Below are 19,577 nucleotides of genomic sequence, written 5' to 3'. Positions count from 1 at the left end.
ATGTGAGGCTTTGTGGTGCCAGCGTTATTACAGGCCGTTGCGTGCCTTGAACTCACGACGGCGGCGATGCAGCACCGGTTCGGTATAACCGTTGGGTTGCTTGCTGCCTTCGACCACCAGTTCGACCGCCGCCTGGAAGGCGATGTTGTTGTCGAAGTCCGGTGCCAGCGGGCGGTACAGCGGATCGTTGGCGTTCTGCTTGTCGACCACCGGCGCCATGCGCTTTAGGCTTTCGAGAACCTGCGCCTGGCTGACAATGCCGTGACGCAGCCAGTTGGCCAGCAACTGCGCGGAAATCCGCAGGGTGGCGCGGTCTTCCATCAGGCCGACATCGTTGATGTCCGGCACTTTCGAACAGCCTACGCCCTGGTCGATCCAGCGCACCACGTAGCCGAGGATGCCCTGGGCGTTGTTGTCCAGCTCGTTGCGCTTTTCTTCGTCCGACCAGTTGGTGTCGGTCGCCAGCGGGATGGTCAGGATGTCATCGACCGACGCCGGGGCGCGCTTGGCCAGTTCCGCCTGACGGGCGAATACGTCGACCTTGTGGTAGTGCAGGGCGTGCAGCGCGGCTGCCGTTGGCGAAGGTACCCAGGCGGTGTTGGCGCCGGCCAGCGGGTGGGCGATCTTCTGTTCGAGCATGTCGGCCATCAGGTCAGGCATGGCCCACATGCCTTTGCCGATCTGGGCACGGCCTTGCAGGCCGGTGGCCAGGCCGATATCGACGTTGGAGTTCTCGTAGGCGCCGATCCACTTCTGGGTCTTCATGGCGCCCTTGCGCACTACGGCGCCGGCTTCCATGGAGGTGTGGATCTCGTCACCGGTACGGTCGAGGAAGCCGGTGTTGATGAATACCACCCGCTCGCTGGCAGCCTTGATGCAGGCCTTGAGGTTGACCGTGGTGCGGCGCTCCTCGTCCATGATGCCGACTTTCAAGGTGTTGCGCTTGAGGCCCAGGGCATCTTCGATACGGCCGAACAGCTCGTTGGTGAACGCGGCTTCTTCGGGGCCATGCATCTTCGGTTTGACGATGTACATGGAGCCGGTGCGGCTGTTCTTGCGGCTGGTGTTGCCGTTGAGGTTGTGGATCGAGGCGAGGCTTGTGACCAGGCCATCGAGAATGCCTTCCGGCACTTCGTTACCGTCCTTGTCGAGGATGGCATCGATGGTCATCAGGTGACCGACATTGCGTACGAACAGCAACGAGCGGCCGTGCAGGCTTACGTTGCCGCCGTTCGGCGCAGTGTATTCACGGTCCGGGTTCATGGTCCGGGTGAAGGTCTGGCCACCTTTGCTGACGCTTTCGGTCAGGTCGCCTTTCATCAGGCCCAGCCAGTTGCGGTAGATCACCACTTTGTCGTCGGCATCGACGGCGGCGACCGAGTCTTCGCAGTCCATGATGGTGGTCAGGGCTGCTTCCATCAGCACGTCCTTGATGCCTGCTGGATCGGTCTGGCCAACCGGGGTGCTGGCGTCGATCTGGATTTCGAAGTGCAGGCCGTTATGCTTGAGCAGGATCGCGGTCGGCGCCGAGGCGTCGCCCTGGTAGCCGATCAGTTGCGCATCGTCACGCAGGCCGCTGTTGCTGCCACCCTTGAGGGCGACGACCAGCTTGCCGCCTTCGATGCGGTAAGCGCTGGAGTCGACATGGGAGCCGGTGGCCAGTGGCACCGATTCGTCGAGGAAGGCGCGGGCGAAGGCAATCACCTTGTCGCCGCGAACCTTGTTGTAGCCTTTGCCTTTTTCCGCGCCGCCGGCTTCGCTGATGACGTCGGTGCCATACAGCGCGTCGTACAACGAGCCCCAACGGGCGTTGGACGCGTTCAGGGCAAACCGCGCATTCATCACCGGCACTACCAACTGCGGGCCGGCCATGCGGGCGATTTCGTCGTCGACGTTCTGGGTCGAGGCCTGGAAGTCTGCAGCTTCTGGCAGCAGGTAACCGATGTCCTGAAGGAAGGCTTTGTAAGCCGCGGCATCGTGAGCCTGGCCTTGGCGCGCCTGGTGCCAGGCGTCGATCTGCGCCTGCAGTGCGTCACGTTTGGCCAGCAGTGCTTTGTTCTTTGGAGCGAGGTCGTTGATGATCTTTTCCGCACCCTCCCAGAATTGCTCGGCGTTGACGCCAGTTCCGGGAATGGCTTCGTTGTTCACGAAGTCGAACAGGACTTTGGCGACCTGAAGGCCACCGACTTGAACGTGTTCAGTCATTGCTTGCCTCACTCTGCTCAGCTATTCAGCTCTTCTATTTAAGCCTTGCGCGCTTCTCTAAACACGGCACCAGAACATGCCCTCATGGGCGGCTGGGTGCGGCCTGCCAGACGGGCTGGCGGGCGTTGACGTATTTTCACAGGCGCCTTGGCAGACATCGATCCAACGTTTTGTAGTCAACGCTGCGGCATACTACATGATGCGCTGCGGTTGTGAAAATTAGACTAAATACGTCGTTCTGCGACCATTTGGTCGCATAGGGTCACGCTGGGAGTCGGTATGTTCTCAAAAAAACGACAGATTGTTCCAGATAAATCTTGAAACAGTACACGATTAGTCGTTCTAGGCTCCTGCGGCAGGTTGCCGCGCCTTGCCTATACTTTCTGCGCGCCCTTTGATTTCGGGGCTGAACGTTAAAAGCAGAGGGTTATCGCGTGGATCATCTCGTACTGACAGTTATCGCCCCCGATAAGTCCGGGCAGGTCGAGCGTATCGCTCAATGCATTGCCGAGCATAACGGTAACTGGTTGGAGAGCCGTATGTCGCGGATGGCCGGGCAGTTTGCCGGCATTCTGCGGGTGGCTGTGCCAGCAGAATCCTACGATGAATTAGTCGAATCGCTACAGGCGTTGGGGAAATATGACATTCGCGTGCTGATCGCCGAAAGCGGCATCGAGCCGTCCTGCACCTGGAAGCCGATCGCCATGGAACTGGTGGGCAATGACCGCCCGGGTATCGTTCGCGACATTACCAGGCTGCTGGCCGAGCAGGGCGTCAATGTCGAGCGCCTGACCACCGAGGTGCGTCCGGCGCCGATGAGCAGCGAGCCTCTGTTCCATGCCGATGCCTTGCTGGCAGTGCCGCTGACGCTGTCGCTGGACGTCTTGCAGGGCAAGCTGGAAGCGCTGGCCGACGACCTGATGGTCGAGCTGGAGCTGCGCTCCGAGGATTAGTTATCCCGGTTTATCGGGGATGCGCCTGTGGATAAGCTTGGGAGATGTTGCTACAGGCCATAGTTGACGTGGCCTGTAGAGTGCTGTGTGTTTTTTGATCAGCGGCGTCGGCGCAGGCTCAGCCAGGCATCCACGCTGTACAGTGCCAGGCCCGCCCAGATGAACATGAACGCTACCAGGGTACTGCTCGACAGGTGCTCGTTGAACAGCCATACCGCCTGCAGCAGCACCAGGGTAGGCGCCAGGTATTGCAGAAAGCCCAGGGTGGTGTAGGGCAGGTGCCGTGCGGCAGCGTTGAAACAGACCAGTGGCACCAGGGTTACCGGGCCTGCGGCGATCAGCCAGAGCGCTTCGCTGCTGGTGTAGAAACTGGCCTGGGTGCTGTGCGCCAGGGGGTTGAGCAGCATCCAGCCGATGGCCAGCGGCACCAGCATCCAGGTTTCCACCACCAATCCAGGCAAAGCGGCTACCGGCGCCTGTTTACGGATCAGGCCATAAAAGCCGAAGCTCAGTGCCAGTACCAAAGACACCCAAGGCAGGCTGCCCACTTGCCAGACTTGTTGCGCTACCCCCAGCGCGGCCAGGCCGACGGCGATCCACTGCAGGCGGCGCAGGCGTTCACCGAGCAACAGCATGCCGAGCAGGACGTTGATCAACGGGTTGATGTAGTAACCCAGGCTGGCTTCTAGCATGCGCCCGTTGTTCACCGACCAGACGTAGGTCAGCCAGTTGCCGGCGATCAGCGAGCCACTCAGGGCCAGAATCGCCAGGCGCTTGGGGTTTTCGCGCAGTTCGCGCAACCAGCCCGGATGCTTCCAGACCAGTAGCAGCAATGAGCCGAACAGCGCCGACCAAAGCACCCGGTGAACGATGATTTCCACTGCGGGAACGCTTTGCAGCGCTTTGAAGTAGATCGGGAACAAACCCCAGATGATGTAGGCGCTCAGGCCCAGGATGTACCCGCGGCGCGGGTTGGCGGCGTGCATGCAGATTCCTTGCTTAGGTAGCTATCTAAAAGCAGGGCCTATTGTAGACAGACTCGCGCGCGCTTCAGAACAATTTCAGCGGTTCTTCATCCAGCGCTGCCATCTGCTCGCGCAGGGCGAGGATCTGGTCGCCCCAGTAACGCTCCTGGCCAAACCAGGGGAAGCTGCGCGGGAACGCCGGGTCGTCCCAGCGCCGAGCCAGCCAGGCACTGTAGTGCAACAGGCGCAGGGCGCGCAGGGGCTCGATCAAGGCCAGCTCGCGCGGATCGAAATCGTGGAACTCGTTGTAGCCATCCATCAACTCGGCCAACTGGCCCAGGCGCTCGTGGCGATCGCCGGCGAGCATCATCCACAAGTCCTGCACTGCCGGGCCGGTGCGGCAGTCATCGAGGTCGACGATGTGGAACACCTCGTCGCGGCACATCATGTTGCCCGGGTGGCAGTCGCCGTGCAGGCGGATGACCTGGTGCGGGGTGCTGGCGTAGATGGCCTCGACGCGCTTGAGCAGGTCGCGGGCCACCGACTCGAAGGCCGGCAACAAGCTTTTGGGGATGAAGTTGCCTTCAAGCAGCGTGGTCAGCGAGGCATGGCCGAAGTTATCCACTGCCAGTGCTTCGCGGTGCTCGAACGAGCGAGTGGCGCCGACCCCATGCAGGCGCCCGAGCAACTGTCCGAGACGATACAGCTGATCGAGATTGCCCGGCTCCGGTGCACGGCCGCCACGGCGCGGGAACAGGGTGAAGCGAAAGCCGCTGTGTTCGAACAGGGTCTTGCCGTTGTGGATAAGTGGCGCCACCACCGGCACTTCGCATTCGGCCAGTTCAGCAGTGAAGCTGTGTTCCTCGTGGATCGCCGCGTCGCTCCAGCGGTCCGGGCGGTAGAACTTGGCGATCAGCGGCTCAGCCCCTTCGATGCCCACTTGATACACCCGGTTCTCGTAGCTGTTGAGTGCCAGCACCCGGGCGTCGCTGAGAAAGCCGATGCTTTCCACGGCGTCCAGGACCAGGTCGGGGGTGAGTGTTTCAAAGGGGTGAGACATGTCTGCTCCTGCTGTGCGGTTCCTTGCATGGTATCGCACATTCAAGAGGTGGAGCGGGCTTGCCCCGCGATTGAGCGCGCAGCGGTCGTAATCTGGTCAGCACCTAATGTATTGCTTGAATTGGCCTCATCGCGGGGCAAGTCGGCCGCCGCACCGCCGCTCCCACCATGAGGCCTTTCCATGGACTCACGCCCCAACGATCCCGCCATCCTCCCGAGTGATCGCCATCACCGACGAGCGTGGCTTGCCATTGGGCAGGTGCTCGGGAAAGGTCGAACCACCGGTCTCGCCCGGATGCTGGATGCCCACGAACAAGGTCCGTTGGTCCGGGGCAAACGCGATCCCGGTAATCTCGCAGGCCACGGGTCCGACCATGAAGCGGCGGATCTCGCCACTCACCGGATCGGCGCAGAGCATCTGGTTGTTGCCCATGCCGGCAAAATCACCGCTGTTGCTGTAGTCGCCGTCAGTCAGGATCCACAAGCGGCCATCGGCATCGAAGCCCAGGCCGTCCGGGCTGTTGAACATGTTCTGTGCGGTGATGTTGGCAGACCCCGCCTTGGCGTCACCGGCATGCACGGATGGATTGCCAGCCACCACAAACAGGTCCCAGTCGAAGCTCATCGCGCCATGGTCATCGGCGTCTTCCCGCCAGCGCAGGATCTGCCCGTAGACATTCTTCGAGCGTGGGTTGGGGCCACCCACGGGTTGACCCTCTTCGCCGCGTTTGACGTTGTTGGTCAGGGTGCAATAGACCTGGCTGTCCTTGGGGTTGACCACGATCCACTCTGGGCGGTCCATGCGTGTGGCCTTGAGGTGGCTGGCAGCCAGGCGCGCATGGATCAGCACCTGGGCCTGGCTGGCAAAGCCGCTGGCGGCGTTGAGGCCGTTTTTGCCATGGCTCAGTTCCAGCCATTGCCCCTTGCCGCGCGGATGACCGAGGTGCTGGTCGCCGTCGTCAAAGCGCGCTACATACAAGGTGCCGTGGTCCAGCAGGTTGCGGTTGGCGTTGCTGTTCTTGTGGTCGATGCGATCACGGCTGATGAACTTGTAGATGAATTCACCGCGTTCGTCGTCGCCCATGTACACCACCGCGCGGCCGTCACGGGTTTCGGCCAGGGCGGCATTCTCGTGCTTGAAGCGACCCAGCGCGGTGCGCTTGATCGGGGTCGAGTGCGGGTCGAAGGGGTCGATCTCCACCACCCAGCCATGGCGGTTCAATTCGTTGGGGTTCTTGGCCAGGTCAAAGCGCGGGTCGTGCTGGTGCCAGTCGACCTCCTTGCCGGTGACCGAGGCGCCGTAGCGCTTCTGCGCGGCATCAAAGGCCTGGGCCGGGTCGCTGCTGCCAAAGCAATCGGTGAAGTTCTCTTCGCAGGTCAGGTAAGTGCCCCATGGCGTTTTTCCGTTGGCGCAGTTCTGGAAGGTGCCGAGTGCCTTGCGTCCGCTGTTATCGGCTGCAGTCCTTAGCAGGGCATCGCCGGCGGCCGGGCCGCTCAGGCTGATGGGGGTGTTGCCATGGATACGCCGGTTGTAGCTCGACTTCTGGACGAAGTGCCACTGGCCATCAGCGCGCTGCACTTCGATCACCGATACTCCCTCGGCGGCCTGAGCCTTGTGTACCTCTTCAGCCGAGGCCGGTTTACCGCCATGGCTGAACAGGTAGCGATAGTTGGTGTACTCGTTGTTGATCGCCATCAGCGCGCGCTGGTCGTCGCCGGGGAAGGGGAACAGACTCATGCCGTCGTTGTGGTCTCCGAACTGCAGTTCCTGGGCCTGTGCGGTCCCGTTGCCGGAGGGGTCGAAGGCTGGGGCGTCGGCATGCAGCGGCTGGCCCCAACTGATCAACACCGAGGCCTTGTAGCCCGGTGGCAGGCTGATGCTGTCGGCGCTGGCGGCAGGGATGCTGGCAAAGCCCAGCAGGCTGCTGTTGCCAGCACTGACGCTGGCTGCCAGGACGCTGCGGCTGAGCAGGTTGCCGCCCAGAAACAGCGCCGCGCCGCACAGGGCGCCGGCGCCAATAAAGCGGCGGCGGCTGAGGCTGGTCAGGTGTTCGAGGTCGGTTGGCTGGTGTTCTTCTAATAGGTGCATGACAGGCTTCCTGCAGGTTTGGCAGTCACCTTAGTCAGGGCGCATGACGGTTTTGTGGCAGTTTTACAGCGGAGTTCCGAGAAGCACGTAGGACGGCTGGAATTGTACTTGCAGGTCACTGCCTACAACGACGTGGTGGTCCTTCAGCCAGAGTGCTTCAGCGAAGGCGCACAGGGTTTGCCCACTGGCCAGCGTCAGGCGTACTTCGGTGGGGCCTTCGGCGTCTTCGATCAGGCTATCGACTCTCACCGGCAAGCAGTTAAAGCCCTCGGCTGGCTGTTGATCGAGCCCCAGCAACTCAAGCCAGCCCGCCTTGATCAGCGCCACCACAGCGGTCCCGACGCTCAGTTCCAGGCGCCCGGTGCTGTCATGGGTAATCTGGGCATCGATGCGCAGGTCGCCAGCGAGGTTCAGGCTGATGCGGTCATAGCGGCCTTGAGCTTCGATCGTGCTGACGCGCCCATGCAATTGGTTGCGTGCGCTGGTGCGTAGCATCAGGCGGCCCAGCAGGTCGAGATCGCTGGCGTCTTCAGCGGCCTCGAGGATCTGTGCCTGCAGCGCTTGCAAGCGTTGATAAAGGCGCAGCACCCGCTGGCCTTCGGCAGACAGTTTTGCCCCGCCGCCGCCACGACCGCCAACACTGCGTTCCACCAGCGGGCTGGCGGCCAGGTTGTTGAGTTCGTCGATGGCATCCCAGGCTGCTTTGTAGCTCATGCCGGCGCTTTTGGCCGCACGGGTGATCGAACCTTGTTCGGCAATATGTTGCAGCAAGGCAATCCGCTGCGGGCGGCGGACGATGTGCTGGGTGAGCAGGGCAGGCAGAGACATAAGCGCTAACGGGCATCTGAAGGGGGCAAGCCGAAAGTGCCCGCACCCTGACGCCAAGTCAAGCACTGCCGGGCTTGGCAGTACGTGCCAGGCAGTAGACATCGACCCGCTGGGCGCCTGCCTTGCGCAGCAGGCTGGCCAAGGCATGGGCAGTGGCGCCAGTGGTCAGCACGTCATCTACCAGTGCCACATGGCGCCCGGCAATCAGGCTACTGTCGTGGATGGCGAAGGCCTGGCGCAGGTTTCGTTTGCGGGCCAGTGCCTTGAGGCCTTGCTGGGCCGGGGTATCGAGGGTGCGGGTGAGCACTTGCTCCCGGCAACTTATACCTAGCTGTTGCGCCAGCCAGTAACCGAGCATGCCTGCCTGGTTATAGCCACGCTGGCGCAAACGTCGCCGTGAAAGCGGAACGGGGAGCAACAAGGCCGGGCGCGGTAGCCCTTCGTCATAACGGTGTAGCAGCCAGCGCCCGAGCAACTGCGCCAACAGGCGGCCCAGCGGCCACTGGCTGTTGTGCTTGAAGCGGGTCACCAGGGCATCGACCGGAAAACCGTAGTACCAAGGCGCCTCGACCCGATAGAAGGCCGGCGGGCGCCGGCTGCACTGGCCGCACACCAGGCCGTGCATGGGCAGTGGCAGGGCACAGACCTGGCAATGGTCATCCAGCCAGGGCAGTTCGCTCTCACAGGCGACACACAATGGGTAGGGTTGCTCGGCTGCTTCATTGCAAAGCAAACATTTATGGTTATTAAATAGCCAGTTGTAAACCTTGAATTTTACTTGTGGTTGACAGTGCATTAGCCTTCCTTAACTATGCGAGCTATCCGTGATGCGCTGGCGGGGTTTGCTGTGCCGGCGCTTGTACAAGCCTAAACAAGGAACCTCTGATGAGCGCCAGCATAACTGCAACAACACGTCACGACTGGTCCCTGGCCGAGGTCAAAGCCCTGTTCCAGCAACCGTTCAATGACTTGCTGTTCCAGGCGCAAACCGTGCACCGCGCGCATTTCGACCCTAACCGCGTGCAAGTCTCGACGCTGCTGTCGATCAAGACCGGCGCCTGCCCGGAAGATTGCAAATATTGTCCGCAGTCCGGCCACTACAACACCGGGCTGGAGAAACAAAAACTGATGGAAGTGCAGAAGGTCCTCGAAGAGGCTGCTCGTGCCAAGGCCATCGGTTCGACCCGCTTCTGCATGGGCGCCGCCTGGAAACACCCGTCGGCCAAGGACATGCCTTACGTGCTGCAGATGGTCAAAGGGGTCAAGGCCATGGGCCTGGAGACCTGCATGACCCTTGGCAAGCTCGACCTTGAGCAAACCCAGGCGCTGGCCGAGGCCGGGCTGGACTACTACAACCACAACCTCGACACTTCGCCGGAGTTCTACGGCAGCATCATCACCACTCGCACCTACAGCGAGCGCCTGCAGACCCTGGCCTATGTGCGCGATGCCGGGATGAAGATCTGCTCGGGCGGCATCCTCGGCATGGGCGAGTCGCTGGACGACCGCGCAGGGTTGCTGATCCAGCTGGCCAACTTGCCGGAGCACCCGGAGTCGGTGCCGATCAACATGTTGGTGAAGGTCGCCGGCACGCCGCTGGAGAACGCCGAGGAAGTAGACCCCTTCGACTTTATCCGTATGCTCGCCGTCGCCCGCATCCTCATGCCCATGTCCCATGTAAGGCTGTCTGCCGGCCGCGAAGCGATGAACGAGCAGATGCAGGCCCTGGCGTTCTTCGCCGGCGCCAACTCGATCTTCTATGGCGAGAAACTGCTGACCACCGCCAACCCGCAAGCCGACAAGGACATGCAATTGTTTGCACGCTTGGGGATTCAGCCCGAAGCCCGCGAAGAGCACGCCGATGAAGTCCATCAGGCGGCTATCGAGCAGGCCCTGGTCGAACAGAAGAGCAGCGAGCTGTTCTACAACGCCGCCTCGGCCTGAGGCGCGTATGGCTTTTGATCTTCGCGCGCGGCTTGAGCAGCGTCGCGCCGCTGACCTGTACCGCCAGCGCCCGTTGCTGCAAAGCCCGCAGGGCCCTGAAGTGGTGGTCGATGGCCAGCCGTTGCTGGCATTCTGCAGCAATGATTACCTGGGCCTGGCCAATCATCCTGAAGTAATCGCCGCCTGGCGCGCTGGTGCCGAGCGCTGGGGTGTCGGTGGCGGTGCTTCGCACCTGGTGATCGGTCATAGCAGCCCCCATCACGCGGTGGAAGAAGCCCTGGCCGAACTCACCGGACGGCCTCGAGCGCTGCTGTTTACCACCGGTTACATGGCCAACCTCGGTGCCTTGACCGCACTGGTCGGGCAGGGCGATACGGTGCTGCAGGACCGGCTCAATCACGCCTCGCTGCTTGATGCCGGGCTGCTTAGCGGCGCACGTTTCAACCGCTACCTGCATAACGATGCCCAGAGCCTGGCCAACCGCCTGGACAAGGCTGTCGGTAACACCCTGGTGGTGACTGATGGTGTATTCAGCATGGACGGCGATCTGGCCGATTTACCTGCCCTGGCCGCAGAGGCCAATGCCCGCGACGCCTGGCTGATGGTCGACGATGCCCATGGCCTAGGCACCCTGGGGCGCAATGGTGGTGGCATCGTCGAGCACTTCGGCCTGAGCCTTGCGCAAGTGCCGGTGCTGATTGGCACCCTGGGCAAGGCCTGTGGCACTGCGGGGGCGTTTGTCGCCGGCAGCGAAGAGCTGATCGAATGCCTGATCCAGTTCGCTCGCCCCTACATCTATACCACCAGCCAGCCACCTGCCCTGGCCTGCGCCACCCTGCGCAGCCTGGAATTGCTGCGCAGCGAACACTGGCGGCGTGAGCACCTGGCGGCGTTGATTGAGCAGTTTCGCCGTGGCGCCGAGCAGATCGGCCTGCAACTGATGGACAGTTTTACGCCGATCCAGCCGATCCTGATCGGCGACAGCGCGCGCGCCTTGCGCCTGTCGCAGATGCTGCGCGAGCGTGGTCTGCTGGTGACCGCGATCCGCCCGCCAACGGTACCCACCGGTAGCGCCCGCTTGCGCGTGACCCTGAGTGCGGCGCACAGCCCGGCGCAGGTGCAGCTATTGTTGAATGCATTGGCTGACTGTTATCCGTTGCTGGAGCCTGCTGATGCGTAACCATCTGATCCTGTTGCCGGGCTGGGGGCTGGGCAGTTCCGCCTTGCAACCCTTGGTTGCCAGCCTGCGGGCCATCGACCCCGGTTTGCGGGTCGAGATCCAGGCCTTGCCCAGCCTGGCGTCGAGCAGCCCCGAAGACTGGCTCGACAAGCTCGATCGGCAACTGCCGCGTAATGCCTGGCTGGGTGGCTGGTCGCTGGGTGGCATGCTCGCTGCCGAACTGGCCGCGCGCCGCAGCGATGACTGCCATGGCGTGATTACCCTGGGTAGCAACCTGAGCTTTGTCAGCCGCCCGGATTGGCCGCACGGCATGGCGATGGATACCTTCCAGACCTTCCTCGAAGGGTGCCGCTATCACACCCAGGTCACCCTCAAGCGCTTCGTTTCGCTGTGCAGCCAGGGGGCGCAAGAGCCACGTAGCCTGGCTCGGTTGCTCAGCGCCTGCATGCCCGTGGTTGCCCCCGAAGTACTGGTGGCCGGGCTGGACGTGCTTGGCCAACTCGATACCCGCACAGCAATGCAGGCCTATGGCGGCCCGCAGTTGCATCTGTTTGCCGAGCGAGACGGCCTGGTGCCGGTCGAGGTTGCTGCCGAGTTGCTGGAAATACTGCCTGACGTGGAGGTCGGGCTGCTCGAAGAGAGTGCTCATGGTTTTGTGATGGAATCACCTCATGAGTTGGCGGCAGCAATCAAGGCCTTTATACATGAGAGTGGTGATGACTGATCTTTCCCAGCCGGGCCTGCCCGGCGCCTTGCCCGATAAACGCCAGGTCGCAGCGTCGTTCTCGCGCGCCGCTGCCAGTTACGACAGCGTGGCCGAGCTGCAGCGAGCGGTAGGCCGTGCGTTGCTTGAGCAATTGCCGGATGCATTGGCGCCACAACGCTGGCTGGACCTGGGTAGCGGCACCGGCTATTTCAGCCGCGCCCTGAATCGGCGTTTTCCTCAGGCTGCCGGGATTGCCGTGGATATTGCCCAAGGCATGCTCCAGCACGCCCGGGAGCAGGGTGGGGCGCACTACCATGTTGTTGGCGATGCCGAGCGCTTGCCCTTGCGCGATGCCAGTGTCGAGCTGATCTTCACCAGCCTGGCGGTGCAATGGTGTGGTGACTTTCGCGCGGTGCTCGCGCAAGCCCTGCGCGCCTTGCAACCGGGCGGCGTTCTGGCCTTCGCCAGTTTATGTGTCGGCACCCTGCATGAGCTGCGCGAAAGCTGGCAGGCGGTCGATGGCCTGGTGCACGTCAACCGCTTCCGGCGCCTGGAAGACTATCAGCGCCTGTGCACCGAGAGTGAGCTGCAAGTGCTGAGCCTCGAGGCCCGCCCCCATGTGCTGTATTACCCGGACGTGCGCAGCCTGACCCACGAACTCAAGGCCCTCGGTGCCCATAACCTCAACCCCGGGCGCCCCGCTGGCCTGACCGGACGGGCGCGAATGCAGGGGCTGTTGCAGGCCTATGAGCGCTTCCGTCAGCCTCATGGACTACCGGCAACCTACCAGGTGGTCTACGGTGTACTGCAAAAGCCGCTGGTAGAAGGGACGTGAGATGAGCCAGGCCTATTTCATTGCCGGGACCGACACCGATGTCGGCAAGACCACTATCGCCGCCGGCTTGCTGCATGCAGCGCGTCAGGCCGGCTTGAGCACCCTGGGTGCCAAACCGGTGGCTTCGGGGTGCGAAGCCAGTAGCAAAGGCCTGCGCAACGCCGATGCCTTGGCGCTGATCGACGAAAGTTCGCTCAAGCTGCCTTACGAGCAGATCAATCCTTTCGCCTTCGCACCGGCCATTGCCCCACACCTGGCTGCGCGTGAAGCCGGTGTCACTTTGAGCGTGCAGTCCTTGTTGGTGCCAATGCGCGAGGTGCTGGCCAAAGGCGCTGATTTCACTCTGATTGAAGGTGCGGGAGGCTGGCGCGTGCCACTGTCCGACGAGGCTAATCTGTCAGAGCTGGCTGTTGCCTTGAAGCTGCCGGTGATTCTGGTGGTCGGTGTACGCCTGGGTTGCATCAATCACGCCTTGCTTACTGCCGAAGCCATCGCCCGCGACGGCCTGCAACTGGCCGGCTGGGTGGCCAACATCATCGACCCGCGTACCTCGCGTCTGGAGGAAAACCTTGCCAGTCTCGCCGAGCGTTTGCCGGCGCCGTGCCTGGGTCGGGTGCCCAAACTCAAGGGGGTAAGTGCCGACGCCGTGGCTGAGTACCTGCAACTGGACCTGCTGGACTGACGCTTGTCTATCATGCGGCACTTTGCCATTAGTGTTTTCAACGGGCCTTTTGCTGACAAGTCTGCTTCAATAGGGGCTGTTCGCCTTCAGCGTCATGGAGCTTCGACATGGAAATCTCGGGCAACTCAGTATTCTACGCAGGGCTCGGCGCCATCCAGGCCGGGCAGACCCGCGTCGATCAGGCCGCCAGCCAGATCGCCAATACCACCGTCGAGCGTGCCGCCACCAGCCAGTCCAGCGACTATCAGGCCGAGCGCCTGCGCGCGGTCGATCGCAGCCAGCAGATGGACCTTGCCACCAGCAGCGTCGAGATGGCGCTGGGCAAACATCAGGTTGAACTGGGTGTCAAAGTGGCCAAAGCAGCGGACGAAATGCTCGGCACACTGATCGATACCTACGCCTGAACCCTTCGGCTCGCCCTCTGCGAGTCTTCAACTAGTCTTTATGTATCAGCGCCTTGGCCGTGTGGTCGGGCGTTTTTCTGCGCGTTCGCCGGGCTTTTTGCCAGGGCAATCACGCAGTCTGGCATGGCCGAACTGCCCTCTGCTTGATGCTTGACAAGTTTTCGGCGTAAACGTATGTTTCAAACAACTGTTTGACCGAAAGCCGCCTAGAGCTGGTCGGTGTATCGCGGTCTCCCTATCCAGGATTCATCAGCAGAGGTTCATCGCTATGCCTGATTACAAAGCCCCCTTGCGTGATATTCGCTTCGTTCGTGACGAGCTGCTCGGCTACGAAGCGCATTATCAGAGCCTGCCGGCTTGCCAGGACGCCACCCCGGACATGGTTGATGCCATCCTCGAGGAAGGCGCCAAGTTTTGTGAACAGGTACTGGCCCCGCTGAACCGTGTCGGCGACCTGGAAGGCTGCACCTGGAGTGAGTCGGGCGTGAAAACCCCGAGCGGCTTCAAGGAAGCCTACAAGCAGTTCGTCGAAGGCGGCTGGCCGAGCCTGGCGCATGACGTCGAGCACGGTGGTCAGGGCCTGCCTGAGTCGCTGGGCCTGGCGGTCAGCGAAATGGTCGGCGAGTCGAACTGGTCCTGGGGTATGTACCCTGGCCTGTCCCACGGCGCGATGAACACCATCTCCGAGCACGGCACCGCCGAGCAGCAAGAGACTTACCTGACCAAGCTGGTATCCGGTGAGTGGACCGGCACCATGTGCCTGACCGAACCACACTGTGGTACCGACCTGGGCATGCTGCGTACCAAGGCCGAACCTCAGGCCGATGGTTCCTACAAAGTTACCGGCACCAAGATCTTCATCTCGGCCGGTGAGCACGACATGGCCGACAACATCGTCCACATCGTTCTGGCCCGCCTGCCTGATGCGCCTGCCGGCACCAAAGGTATTTCGCTGTTCATCGTACCGAAGTTCATGCCGACTGCCGAAGGCACTGTTGGTGAGCGTAATGCCGTGTCCTGTGGCTCTATCGAACACAAGATGGGCATCCACGGCAACGCCACCTGCGTGATGAACTTCGACGCCGCCACCGGCTACCTGATCGGCCCGGCCAACAAAGGCCTGAACTGCATGTTCACCTTCATGAACACTGCTCGCCTGGGTACCGCGCTGCAAGGCTTGGCCCACGCTGAAGTGGCGTTCCAGGGCGGCCTGAAATACGCTCGCGACCGCCTGCAAATGCGCTCGCTGACAGGCCCCAAAGCACCGGACAAAGCCGCTGATCCGATCATCGTCCACCCGGACGTACGTCGCATGCTGCTGACCATGAAGGCCTTCGCCGAAGGCAACCGCGCGATGGTCTACTTCACTGCCCAGCAGGTGGATATCGTCAAGTACAGCCAGGACGAAGAAGAGAAGAAGAAAGCTGACGCACTGTTGGCCTTCATGACGCCGATCGCCAAGGCGTTCATGACCGAAGTCGGCTTCGAAGCGGCCAACCACGGCGTGCAGATCTATGGCGGCCATGGCTTTATCGCTGAGTGGGGCATGGAGCAGAACGTTCGCGACAGCCGTATCTCGATGCTGTACGAAGGCACCACCGGCATCCAGGCACTGGACCTGCTCGGCCGCAAAGTGCTGATGACCCAGGGCGAAGCGCTCAAGGGCTTCACCAAGATCGTGCACAAGTTCTGCCAGGGTAACGAGGGCAACGAAGCGATCAGCGAGTTCGTCGCGCCATTGGCCCAACTGAACAAAGAGTGGGGCGAGCTGACCATGAAGGTCGGTATGGCCGCGATGAAAGACCGCGAAGAAGTCGGTGCCGCTTCGGTGGACTACCTGATGTACTCCGGCTACGCCTGCCTGGCTTACTTCTGGGCCGACATGGCACGCCTGGCTGCCGAGAAACTGGCTGCCGGTACCACTGAAGAAGCCTTCTACACCGCCAAGCTGCAGACTGCGCGTTTCTACTTCCAGCGTATCCTGCCACGCACCCGCACTCACGTAGCAACTATGCTGTCGGGCGCCAGCAACCTGATGGACATGAACGAAGAGCACTTCGGTCTCTCGTACTGATTCAAAGGTTGTAACAAAAAACGCCTGCCCTTACCGGCAGGCGTTTTTTTTGCTTTTGCTTCTGTGGGAGCAACTGTCTTGATGAAAATCTAAAAAGCTTGCGCGATCTTTGTGGGAGCGGGCTTGCCCCGCGCGATAGCTTTCTGTCAGCCATATCGCATCGCGGGGCAAGCCCGCTCCCACCCAGTCCACTGTTCCGACCAAGTGAGTTCATCTATTCACGTGCGCTGCCGATACACTAAGGCACAATGCCATTATTGATCTGCCGGGTCGGAGATTACCCTTGTTTCGTTTATCCGCTGTACGCCTGAGCCATTTCCTGCCATCAGCCTGCTTGCTGGTATCAGGGCTCGCGGCCGCTTATGTGAGAGACCTGAGTGTCTTCTTCACGTCGCTGTTCAATGTCCTGCCTACCTTGGTTTTGTTGCTGGGTGGCGCTTACTGCGCCGTGTACCGCCGCCAGCGTGAGCTGTTTCTGATGCTTACGGTTTACATTGCCTACTTTCTGCTCGATACCCAGACTGACTTCTACCGTGACAATGGCCGCGTGCGTGAAGACGCGGCGGTGGTGTTCCACCTGGTTTGCCTGCTGTTGCCGCTGATGTTTGCCTTGTACGGCGCCTGGCAGGAGCGTACTCACCTGTTCCAGGATATGGTCGCGCGCTTTGCCGTGTTGCTGGCGGTGGGCAGTGTCGCCCTGGGCCTGGAGCAGAGTTTCCCACAGGCCCTGTTGGGCTGGCTGGCGGAAATTCGCTGGCCGTCGTTGCACGGCCAGTGGATGAGCCTGATCCAGCTCGCCTACCCGGTTTTCCTCTGCGCCTTCATCTTGCTGGTGGTGCAGTACCTGCGTCAGCCACGGCCTTTGCACGCGGCGCAGTTGATCGGCCTGGTCGGGATCTTCTGGATGCTGCCCAAGACGTTCATCCTGCCCTTCACCCTGAACATCATGTGCAGCCAGGTGATGCTGATGATTGCTGCTGCGGTCTCCCACGAGGCCTATCAGATGGCCTTTCGTGATGAGCTGACCGGCTTGCCCGGGCGTCGCGCGCTCAACGAGCGCATGCAACGGCTGGGGCGTAATTACGTACTGGCGATGACTGATGTTGACCACTTCAAGAAGTTCAACGACACCCATGGCCATGACGTGGGCGACCAGGTGCTGCGCCTGGTGGCCAGCAAACTGTCGAAGGTTACCGGTGGCGGTCGCGCCTATCGCTATGGCGGTGAGGAATTCGCGGTGGTGTTTGCCGGCAAGAGCATCGAAGAGTGCATGCCGCATCTGGAAGCGGTGCGTGAGGTCATTGCCAACTACAACATCCAGTTGCGCAACCAGGACAACCGTCCCCAGGATGACCAGCAAGGTCGGCAACGCCGTGGCTTGCCGGCGGCGTCCAGTGTGTCGGTGACCATCAGTATCGGCGTCAGCGAGCGCCTTGCCGATCATCGTTCGCCCGACGAGGTGCTCAAGTCCGCTGACCAGGCCCTGTACAGTGCCAAAGGTGCCGGACGTAACTGTGTTGTGGCTTTCGGGGTTCAGGCCAAACGTGGTGCGGTACGCATGGCGTGACCAAAATAAACTATATAGTCGCTAGATGACCCTATGTCTCGCAAAAGTTGTTCGGGTACACTGGTTCCATAACAGTGATGCGGCCGTGCAGGCTGCTCCCGACTCTAGTATGAGAGGTTGCCATGGCTGACTATAAAGCGCCCCTGCGCGATATGCGCTTCGTCCTCAACGAAGTCTTCGAGGTTTCCAAACTCTGGGCGCAGTTGCCGGGCCTGGCCGAGGTAGTGGACCAAGAGACCGCTCTGGCAGTGCTTGAAGAAGCCGGCAAGGTCACCAGCAAGAGCATCGCGCCCCTGAGCCGCAGCGGCGATGAAGAAGGTTGTCGTTGGGACAATGGCGCAGTCAGCACCCCGGTCGGCTTTATCGAGGCCTACCAGACCTATGCCGAAGGCGGCTGGGTTGGCGTAGGTGGCGATTCGGCCTACGGCGGCATGGGCATGCCCAAGGTCATCTCGGCCCAGGTCGAGGAAATGGTCAACTCTTCCAGCCTGGCGTTTGGCCTTTACCCGATGCTGACTGCTGGTGCGTGCCTGTCGATCAACGCCCACGCCAGTGACGAGCTCAAGGAGCAGTACCTGCCGAACATGTATGCCGGTATCTGGGCTGGCTCCATGTGCCTGACCGAACCTCACGCCGGCACTGACCTGGGCATCATCCGCACCAAGGCCGAGCCACAGGCTGATGGCAGCTACAAGGTCAGCGGTACCAAGATCTTCATTACCGGCGGCGAACACGACCTCACCGAAAACATTATCCACCTGGTACTGGCCAAGCTGCCTGACGCGCCTGCCGGGCCGAAAGGCATTTCCCTGTTCCTGGTGCCGAAGTTCCTGGTCAATGCCGATGGCAGCCTGGGCGCACGCAACCCGGCCAATTGCGGTTCGATCGAGCACAAGATGGGCATCCAGGCCTCTGCCACCTGCGTGATGAACTTCGACGAAGCGATCGGCTATCTGGTCGGTGAGCCGAACAAGGGCCTGGCGGCGATGTTCACCATGATGAACTACGAGCGCTTGGGTGTAGGCATTCAAGGCCTGGCTTCGGCCGAACGCTCTTACCAGAACGCCGTCGAATATGCCCGTGACCGTCTGCAGAGCCGCGCGCCGACCGGCCCGCAAGCCAAGGACAAAGTCGCCGACCCGATCATTGTTCACCCCGATGTACGGCGCATGCTGCTGACCATGAAAGCCCTCAATGAGGGTGGTCGTGCCTTCTCCACCTACGTGGCGATGCAGCTTGATACCGCCAAGTTCAGCGAAGACGCCGAGACGCGTAAACGCGGCGAAGACCTGGTGGCCTTGCTGACGCCGGTAGCCAAGGCATTCCTCACTGATTTGGGCCTGGAATCGACGGTCCATGGCCAGCAGGTGTTTGGCGGCCACGGTTACATCCGCGAGTGGGGCCAGGAGCAACTGGTGCGCGATGTGCGCATTACCCAGATCTACGAAGGCACCAATGGCATTCAGGCCCTCGACCTGATGGGGCGCAAGGTAGTGGGTAGCGGCGGCGCGCTGTACAAGCTGTTTGCTGACGAAATTCGCCATTTCACCGCCAGTGCCGACAGCAACCTGGCCGAATTCGTCAAACCACTGAACGCTGCCCTGGACAACCTCGACGACCTGACCGCTTGGGTTCTGGATCGGGTCAAGAACAACCCGAACGAAATCGGCGCGGCGTCGGTGGAGTACCTGCAGGTATTCGGCTACACCGCCTATGCCTACATGTGGGCGCTGATGGCCCGTACAGCCCTGGCCAAGCAAGGCGAAGACGACTTCTATGCCAGCAAGCTGGGCACCGCACGCTTCTATTTCGCCCGTTTGCTGCCGCGTATCCACTCGCTGAGCGCCTCGGTCAAAGCTGGTAGCGAGTCACTGTACCTGCTGGATGCAGCGCAGTTTTGAGCGTGATAGTAGCTTGTAAGCATTCTCTTACATTACGCGGTGACTTTTCGCCTCTATCGGAAGATTGGATCCACAGTTAATCTTCTCACATGGACGTAGCGCAGGAAGCGCAAAGTACAGAACACGGACACGAAGGATTCCTGCCAGGATGGTGGGGCGAAAAGGATGTCAGGGAAACAGTCTGC

Annotated in this window: 16 protein-coding genes; 10 read left to right on the top strand and 6 right to left on the bottom strand. The window is 61.5% G+C overall.

Translation table 11 applies throughout. The features are described from left to right. Positions 1-27: 27 nt before the first annotated feature. Positions 28-2,205 (bottom strand): malate synthase G, encoded by a 2,178-nt coding sequence (locus tag EXN22_RS25450; protein WP_130266615.1) that lies wholly within the window; start codon positions 2,203-2,205, stop codon positions 28-30. Between the two features lie 434 nt (positions 2,206-2,639). On the opposite strand from EXN22_RS25450, the gene EXN22_RS25445 reads away from it, so the two are divergent. Further along, a complete protein-coding gene (locus EXN22_RS25445) occupies positions 2,640-3,158 on the top strand; it encodes a glycine cleavage system protein R (protein ID WP_130266614.1) in 519 nt (172 codons plus the stop codon). Positions 3,159-3,256: 98 nt separating this feature from the next. Here the strand turns inward: EXN22_RS25445 and rarD are convergent, their stop codons facing one another. The 5 genes from rarD to EXN22_RS25420 all read right to left on the bottom strand — a co-directional run bounded on the left by rarD (position 3,257) and on the right by EXN22_RS25420 (position 8,895). Continuing rightward, positions 3,257-4,144 (bottom strand): EamA family transporter RarD, encoded by an 888-nt coding sequence (rarD, locus tag EXN22_RS25440; RefSeq protein WP_130266613.1) that lies wholly within the window; start codon positions 4,142-4,144, stop codon positions 3,257-3,259. 64 nt (positions 4,145-4,208) lie between these two features. Then, a complete protein-coding gene (locus tag EXN22_RS25435) occupies positions 4,209-5,183 on the bottom strand; it encodes a serine/threonine protein kinase (protein WP_130266612.1) in 975 nt (324 codons plus the stop codon). Between the two features lie 186 nt (positions 5,184-5,369). Then, entirely contained in the window at positions 5,370-7,271 is a 1,902-nt protein-coding gene (locus EXN22_RS25430) for a PhoX family protein (RefSeq protein WP_130266611.1), read from the bottom strand. A gap of 63 nt (positions 7,272-7,334) precedes the next feature. Then, a complete protein-coding gene (locus EXN22_RS25425) occupies positions 7,335-8,099 on the bottom strand; it encodes a TOBE domain-containing protein (protein ID WP_130266610.1) in 765 nt (254 codons plus the stop codon). A 58-nt stretch (positions 8,100-8,157) separates the two neighbouring features. After that, entirely contained in the window at positions 8,158-8,895 is a 738-nt protein-coding gene (locus EXN22_RS25420) for a ComF family protein (RefSeq protein WP_130266609.1), read from the bottom strand. Between the two features lie 89 nt (positions 8,896-8,984). Here EXN22_RS25420 and bioB point away from each other — a divergent pair, with 89 nt between their 5' ends. The 9 genes from bioB to EXN22_RS25375 all read left to right on the top strand — a co-directional run bounded on the left by bioB (position 8,985) and on the right by EXN22_RS25375 (position 19,392). Then, positions 8,985-10,043, top strand: coding sequence for a biotin synthase BioB (bioB, locus tag EXN22_RS25415; protein WP_130266608.1), 1,059 nt, complete (start codon positions 8,985-8,987; stop codon positions 10,041-10,043). A gap of 7 nt (positions 10,044-10,050) precedes the next feature. Beyond that, positions 10,051-11,223 carry an 8-amino-7-oxononanoate synthase gene (gene bioF, locus EXN22_RS25410; RefSeq protein ID WP_130266607.1) on the top strand — a complete coding sequence of 391 codons (1,173 nt, stop codon included), beginning with the start codon at positions 10,051-10,053 and terminating at the stop codon, positions 11,221-11,223. Then, positions 11,216-11,947, top strand: a complete 732-nt coding sequence (locus tag EXN22_RS25405; protein ID WP_130266606.1) for an alpha/beta fold hydrolase — start codon at positions 11,216-11,218, stop codon at positions 11,945-11,947. Before bioF ends, EXN22_RS25405 begins: the two co-directional genes overlap by 8 nt. Then, positions 11,940-12,764, top strand: coding sequence for a malonyl-ACP O-methyltransferase BioC (gene bioC, locus EXN22_RS25400; RefSeq protein ID WP_130266605.1), 825 nt, complete (start codon positions 11,940-11,942; stop codon positions 12,762-12,764). Before EXN22_RS25405 ends, bioC begins: the two co-directional genes overlap by 8 nt. Position 12,765: 1 nt before the next feature. After that, complete coding sequence (gene bioD, locus EXN22_RS25395) at positions 12,766-13,446, top strand: dethiobiotin synthase (RefSeq protein WP_130266604.1); 681 nt, start codon at positions 12,766-12,768, stop codon at positions 13,444-13,446. Between the two features lie 107 nt (positions 13,447-13,553). After that, on the top strand, positions 13,554-13,850 hold the full coding sequence (locus tag EXN22_RS25390; RefSeq protein ID WP_130266603.1) for a pyrroloquinoline quinone biosynthesis protein PqqE: 297 nt from the start codon (positions 13,554-13,556) through the stop codon (positions 13,848-13,850). 268 nt (positions 13,851-14,118) lie between these two features. Further along, positions 14,119-15,924: a phenylacyl-CoA dehydrogenase gene (locus EXN22_RS25385; protein WP_130266602.1), complete on the top strand. Its 1,806-nt coding sequence runs from the start codon at positions 14,119-14,121 to the stop codon at positions 15,922-15,924. Positions 15,925-16,207: 283 nt separating this feature from the next. Further along, positions 16,208-17,491, top strand: coding sequence for a GGDEF domain-containing protein (locus tag EXN22_RS25380; RefSeq protein WP_130266601.1), 1,284 nt, complete (start codon positions 16,208-16,210; stop codon positions 17,489-17,491). 122 nt (positions 17,492-17,613) lie between these two features. Beyond that, positions 17,614-19,392 carry an acyl-CoA dehydrogenase C-terminal domain-containing protein gene (locus EXN22_RS25375; protein ID WP_130266600.1) on the top strand — a complete coding sequence of 593 codons (1,779 nt, stop codon included), beginning with the start codon at positions 17,614-17,616 and terminating at the stop codon, positions 19,390-19,392. Positions 19,393-19,577: the final 185 nt, after the last annotated feature.

Source organism: Pseudomonas tructae (assembly GCF_004214895.1).
Classification (GTDB): Bacteria; Pseudomonadota; Gammaproteobacteria; order Pseudomonadales; family Pseudomonadaceae; genus Aquipseudomonas; species Aquipseudomonas tructae.
The sequence above is the reverse complement of the archived record's forward strand: the minus strand, read 5'-3'. Positions and strand labels throughout refer to the sequence as shown.

What these genes read in the sequence shown, in the direction of transcription:
- EXN22_RS25430 (WP_130266611.1), bottom strand. Translation starts at nt 7,271, where the DNA reads ATGCACCTATTAGAAGAACACCAGCCAACCGACCTCGAACACCTGACC.
- bioB (WP_130266608.1), top strand. Translation starts at nt 8,985, where the DNA reads ATGAGCGCCAGCATAACTGCAACAACACGTCACGACTGGTCCCTGGCC.
- rarD (WP_130266613.1), bottom strand. Translation starts at nt 4,144, where the DNA reads ATGCACGCCGCCAACCCGCGCCGCGGGTACATCCTGGGCCTGAGCGCC.
- EXN22_RS25450 (WP_130266615.1), bottom strand. Translation starts at nt 2,205, where the DNA reads ATGACTGAACACGTTCAAGTCGGTGGCCTTCAGGTCGCCAAAGTCCTG.
- EXN22_RS25435 (WP_130266612.1), bottom strand. Translation starts at nt 5,183, where the DNA reads ATGTCTCACCCCTTTGAAACACTCACCCCCGACCTGGTCCTGGACGCC.
- EXN22_RS25405 (WP_130266606.1), top strand. Translation starts at nt 11,216, where the DNA reads ATGCGTAACCATCTGATCCTGTTGCCGGGCTGGGGGCTGGGCAGTTCC.
- EXN22_RS25385 (WP_130266602.1), top strand. Translation starts at nt 14,119, where the DNA reads ATGCCTGATTACAAAGCCCCCTTGCGTGATATTCGCTTCGTTCGTGAC.
- bioC (WP_130266605.1), top strand. Translation starts at nt 11,940, where the DNA reads ATGACTGATCTTTCCCAGCCGGGCCTGCCCGGCGCCTTGCCCGATAAA.
- bioF (WP_130266607.1), top strand. Translation starts at nt 10,051, where the DNA reads ATGGCTTTTGATCTTCGCGCGCGGCTTGAGCAGCGTCGCGCCGCTGAC.
- EXN22_RS25375 (WP_130266600.1), top strand. Translation starts at nt 17,614, where the DNA reads ATGGCTGACTATAAAGCGCCCCTGCGCGATATGCGCTTCGTCCTCAAC.
- EXN22_RS25425 (WP_130266610.1), bottom strand. Translation starts at nt 8,099, where the DNA reads ATGTCTCTGCCTGCCCTGCTCACCCAGCACATCGTCCGCCGCCCGCAG.
- bioD (WP_130266604.1), top strand. Translation starts at nt 12,766, where the DNA reads ATGAGCCAGGCCTATTTCATTGCCGGGACCGACACCGATGTCGGCAAG.
- EXN22_RS25420 (WP_130266609.1), bottom strand. Translation starts at nt 8,895, where the DNA reads ATGCACTGTCAACCACAAGTAAAATTCAAGGTTTACAACTGGCTATTT.
- EXN22_RS25390 (WP_130266603.1), top strand. Translation starts at nt 13,554, where the DNA reads ATGGAAATCTCGGGCAACTCAGTATTCTACGCAGGGCTCGGCGCCATC.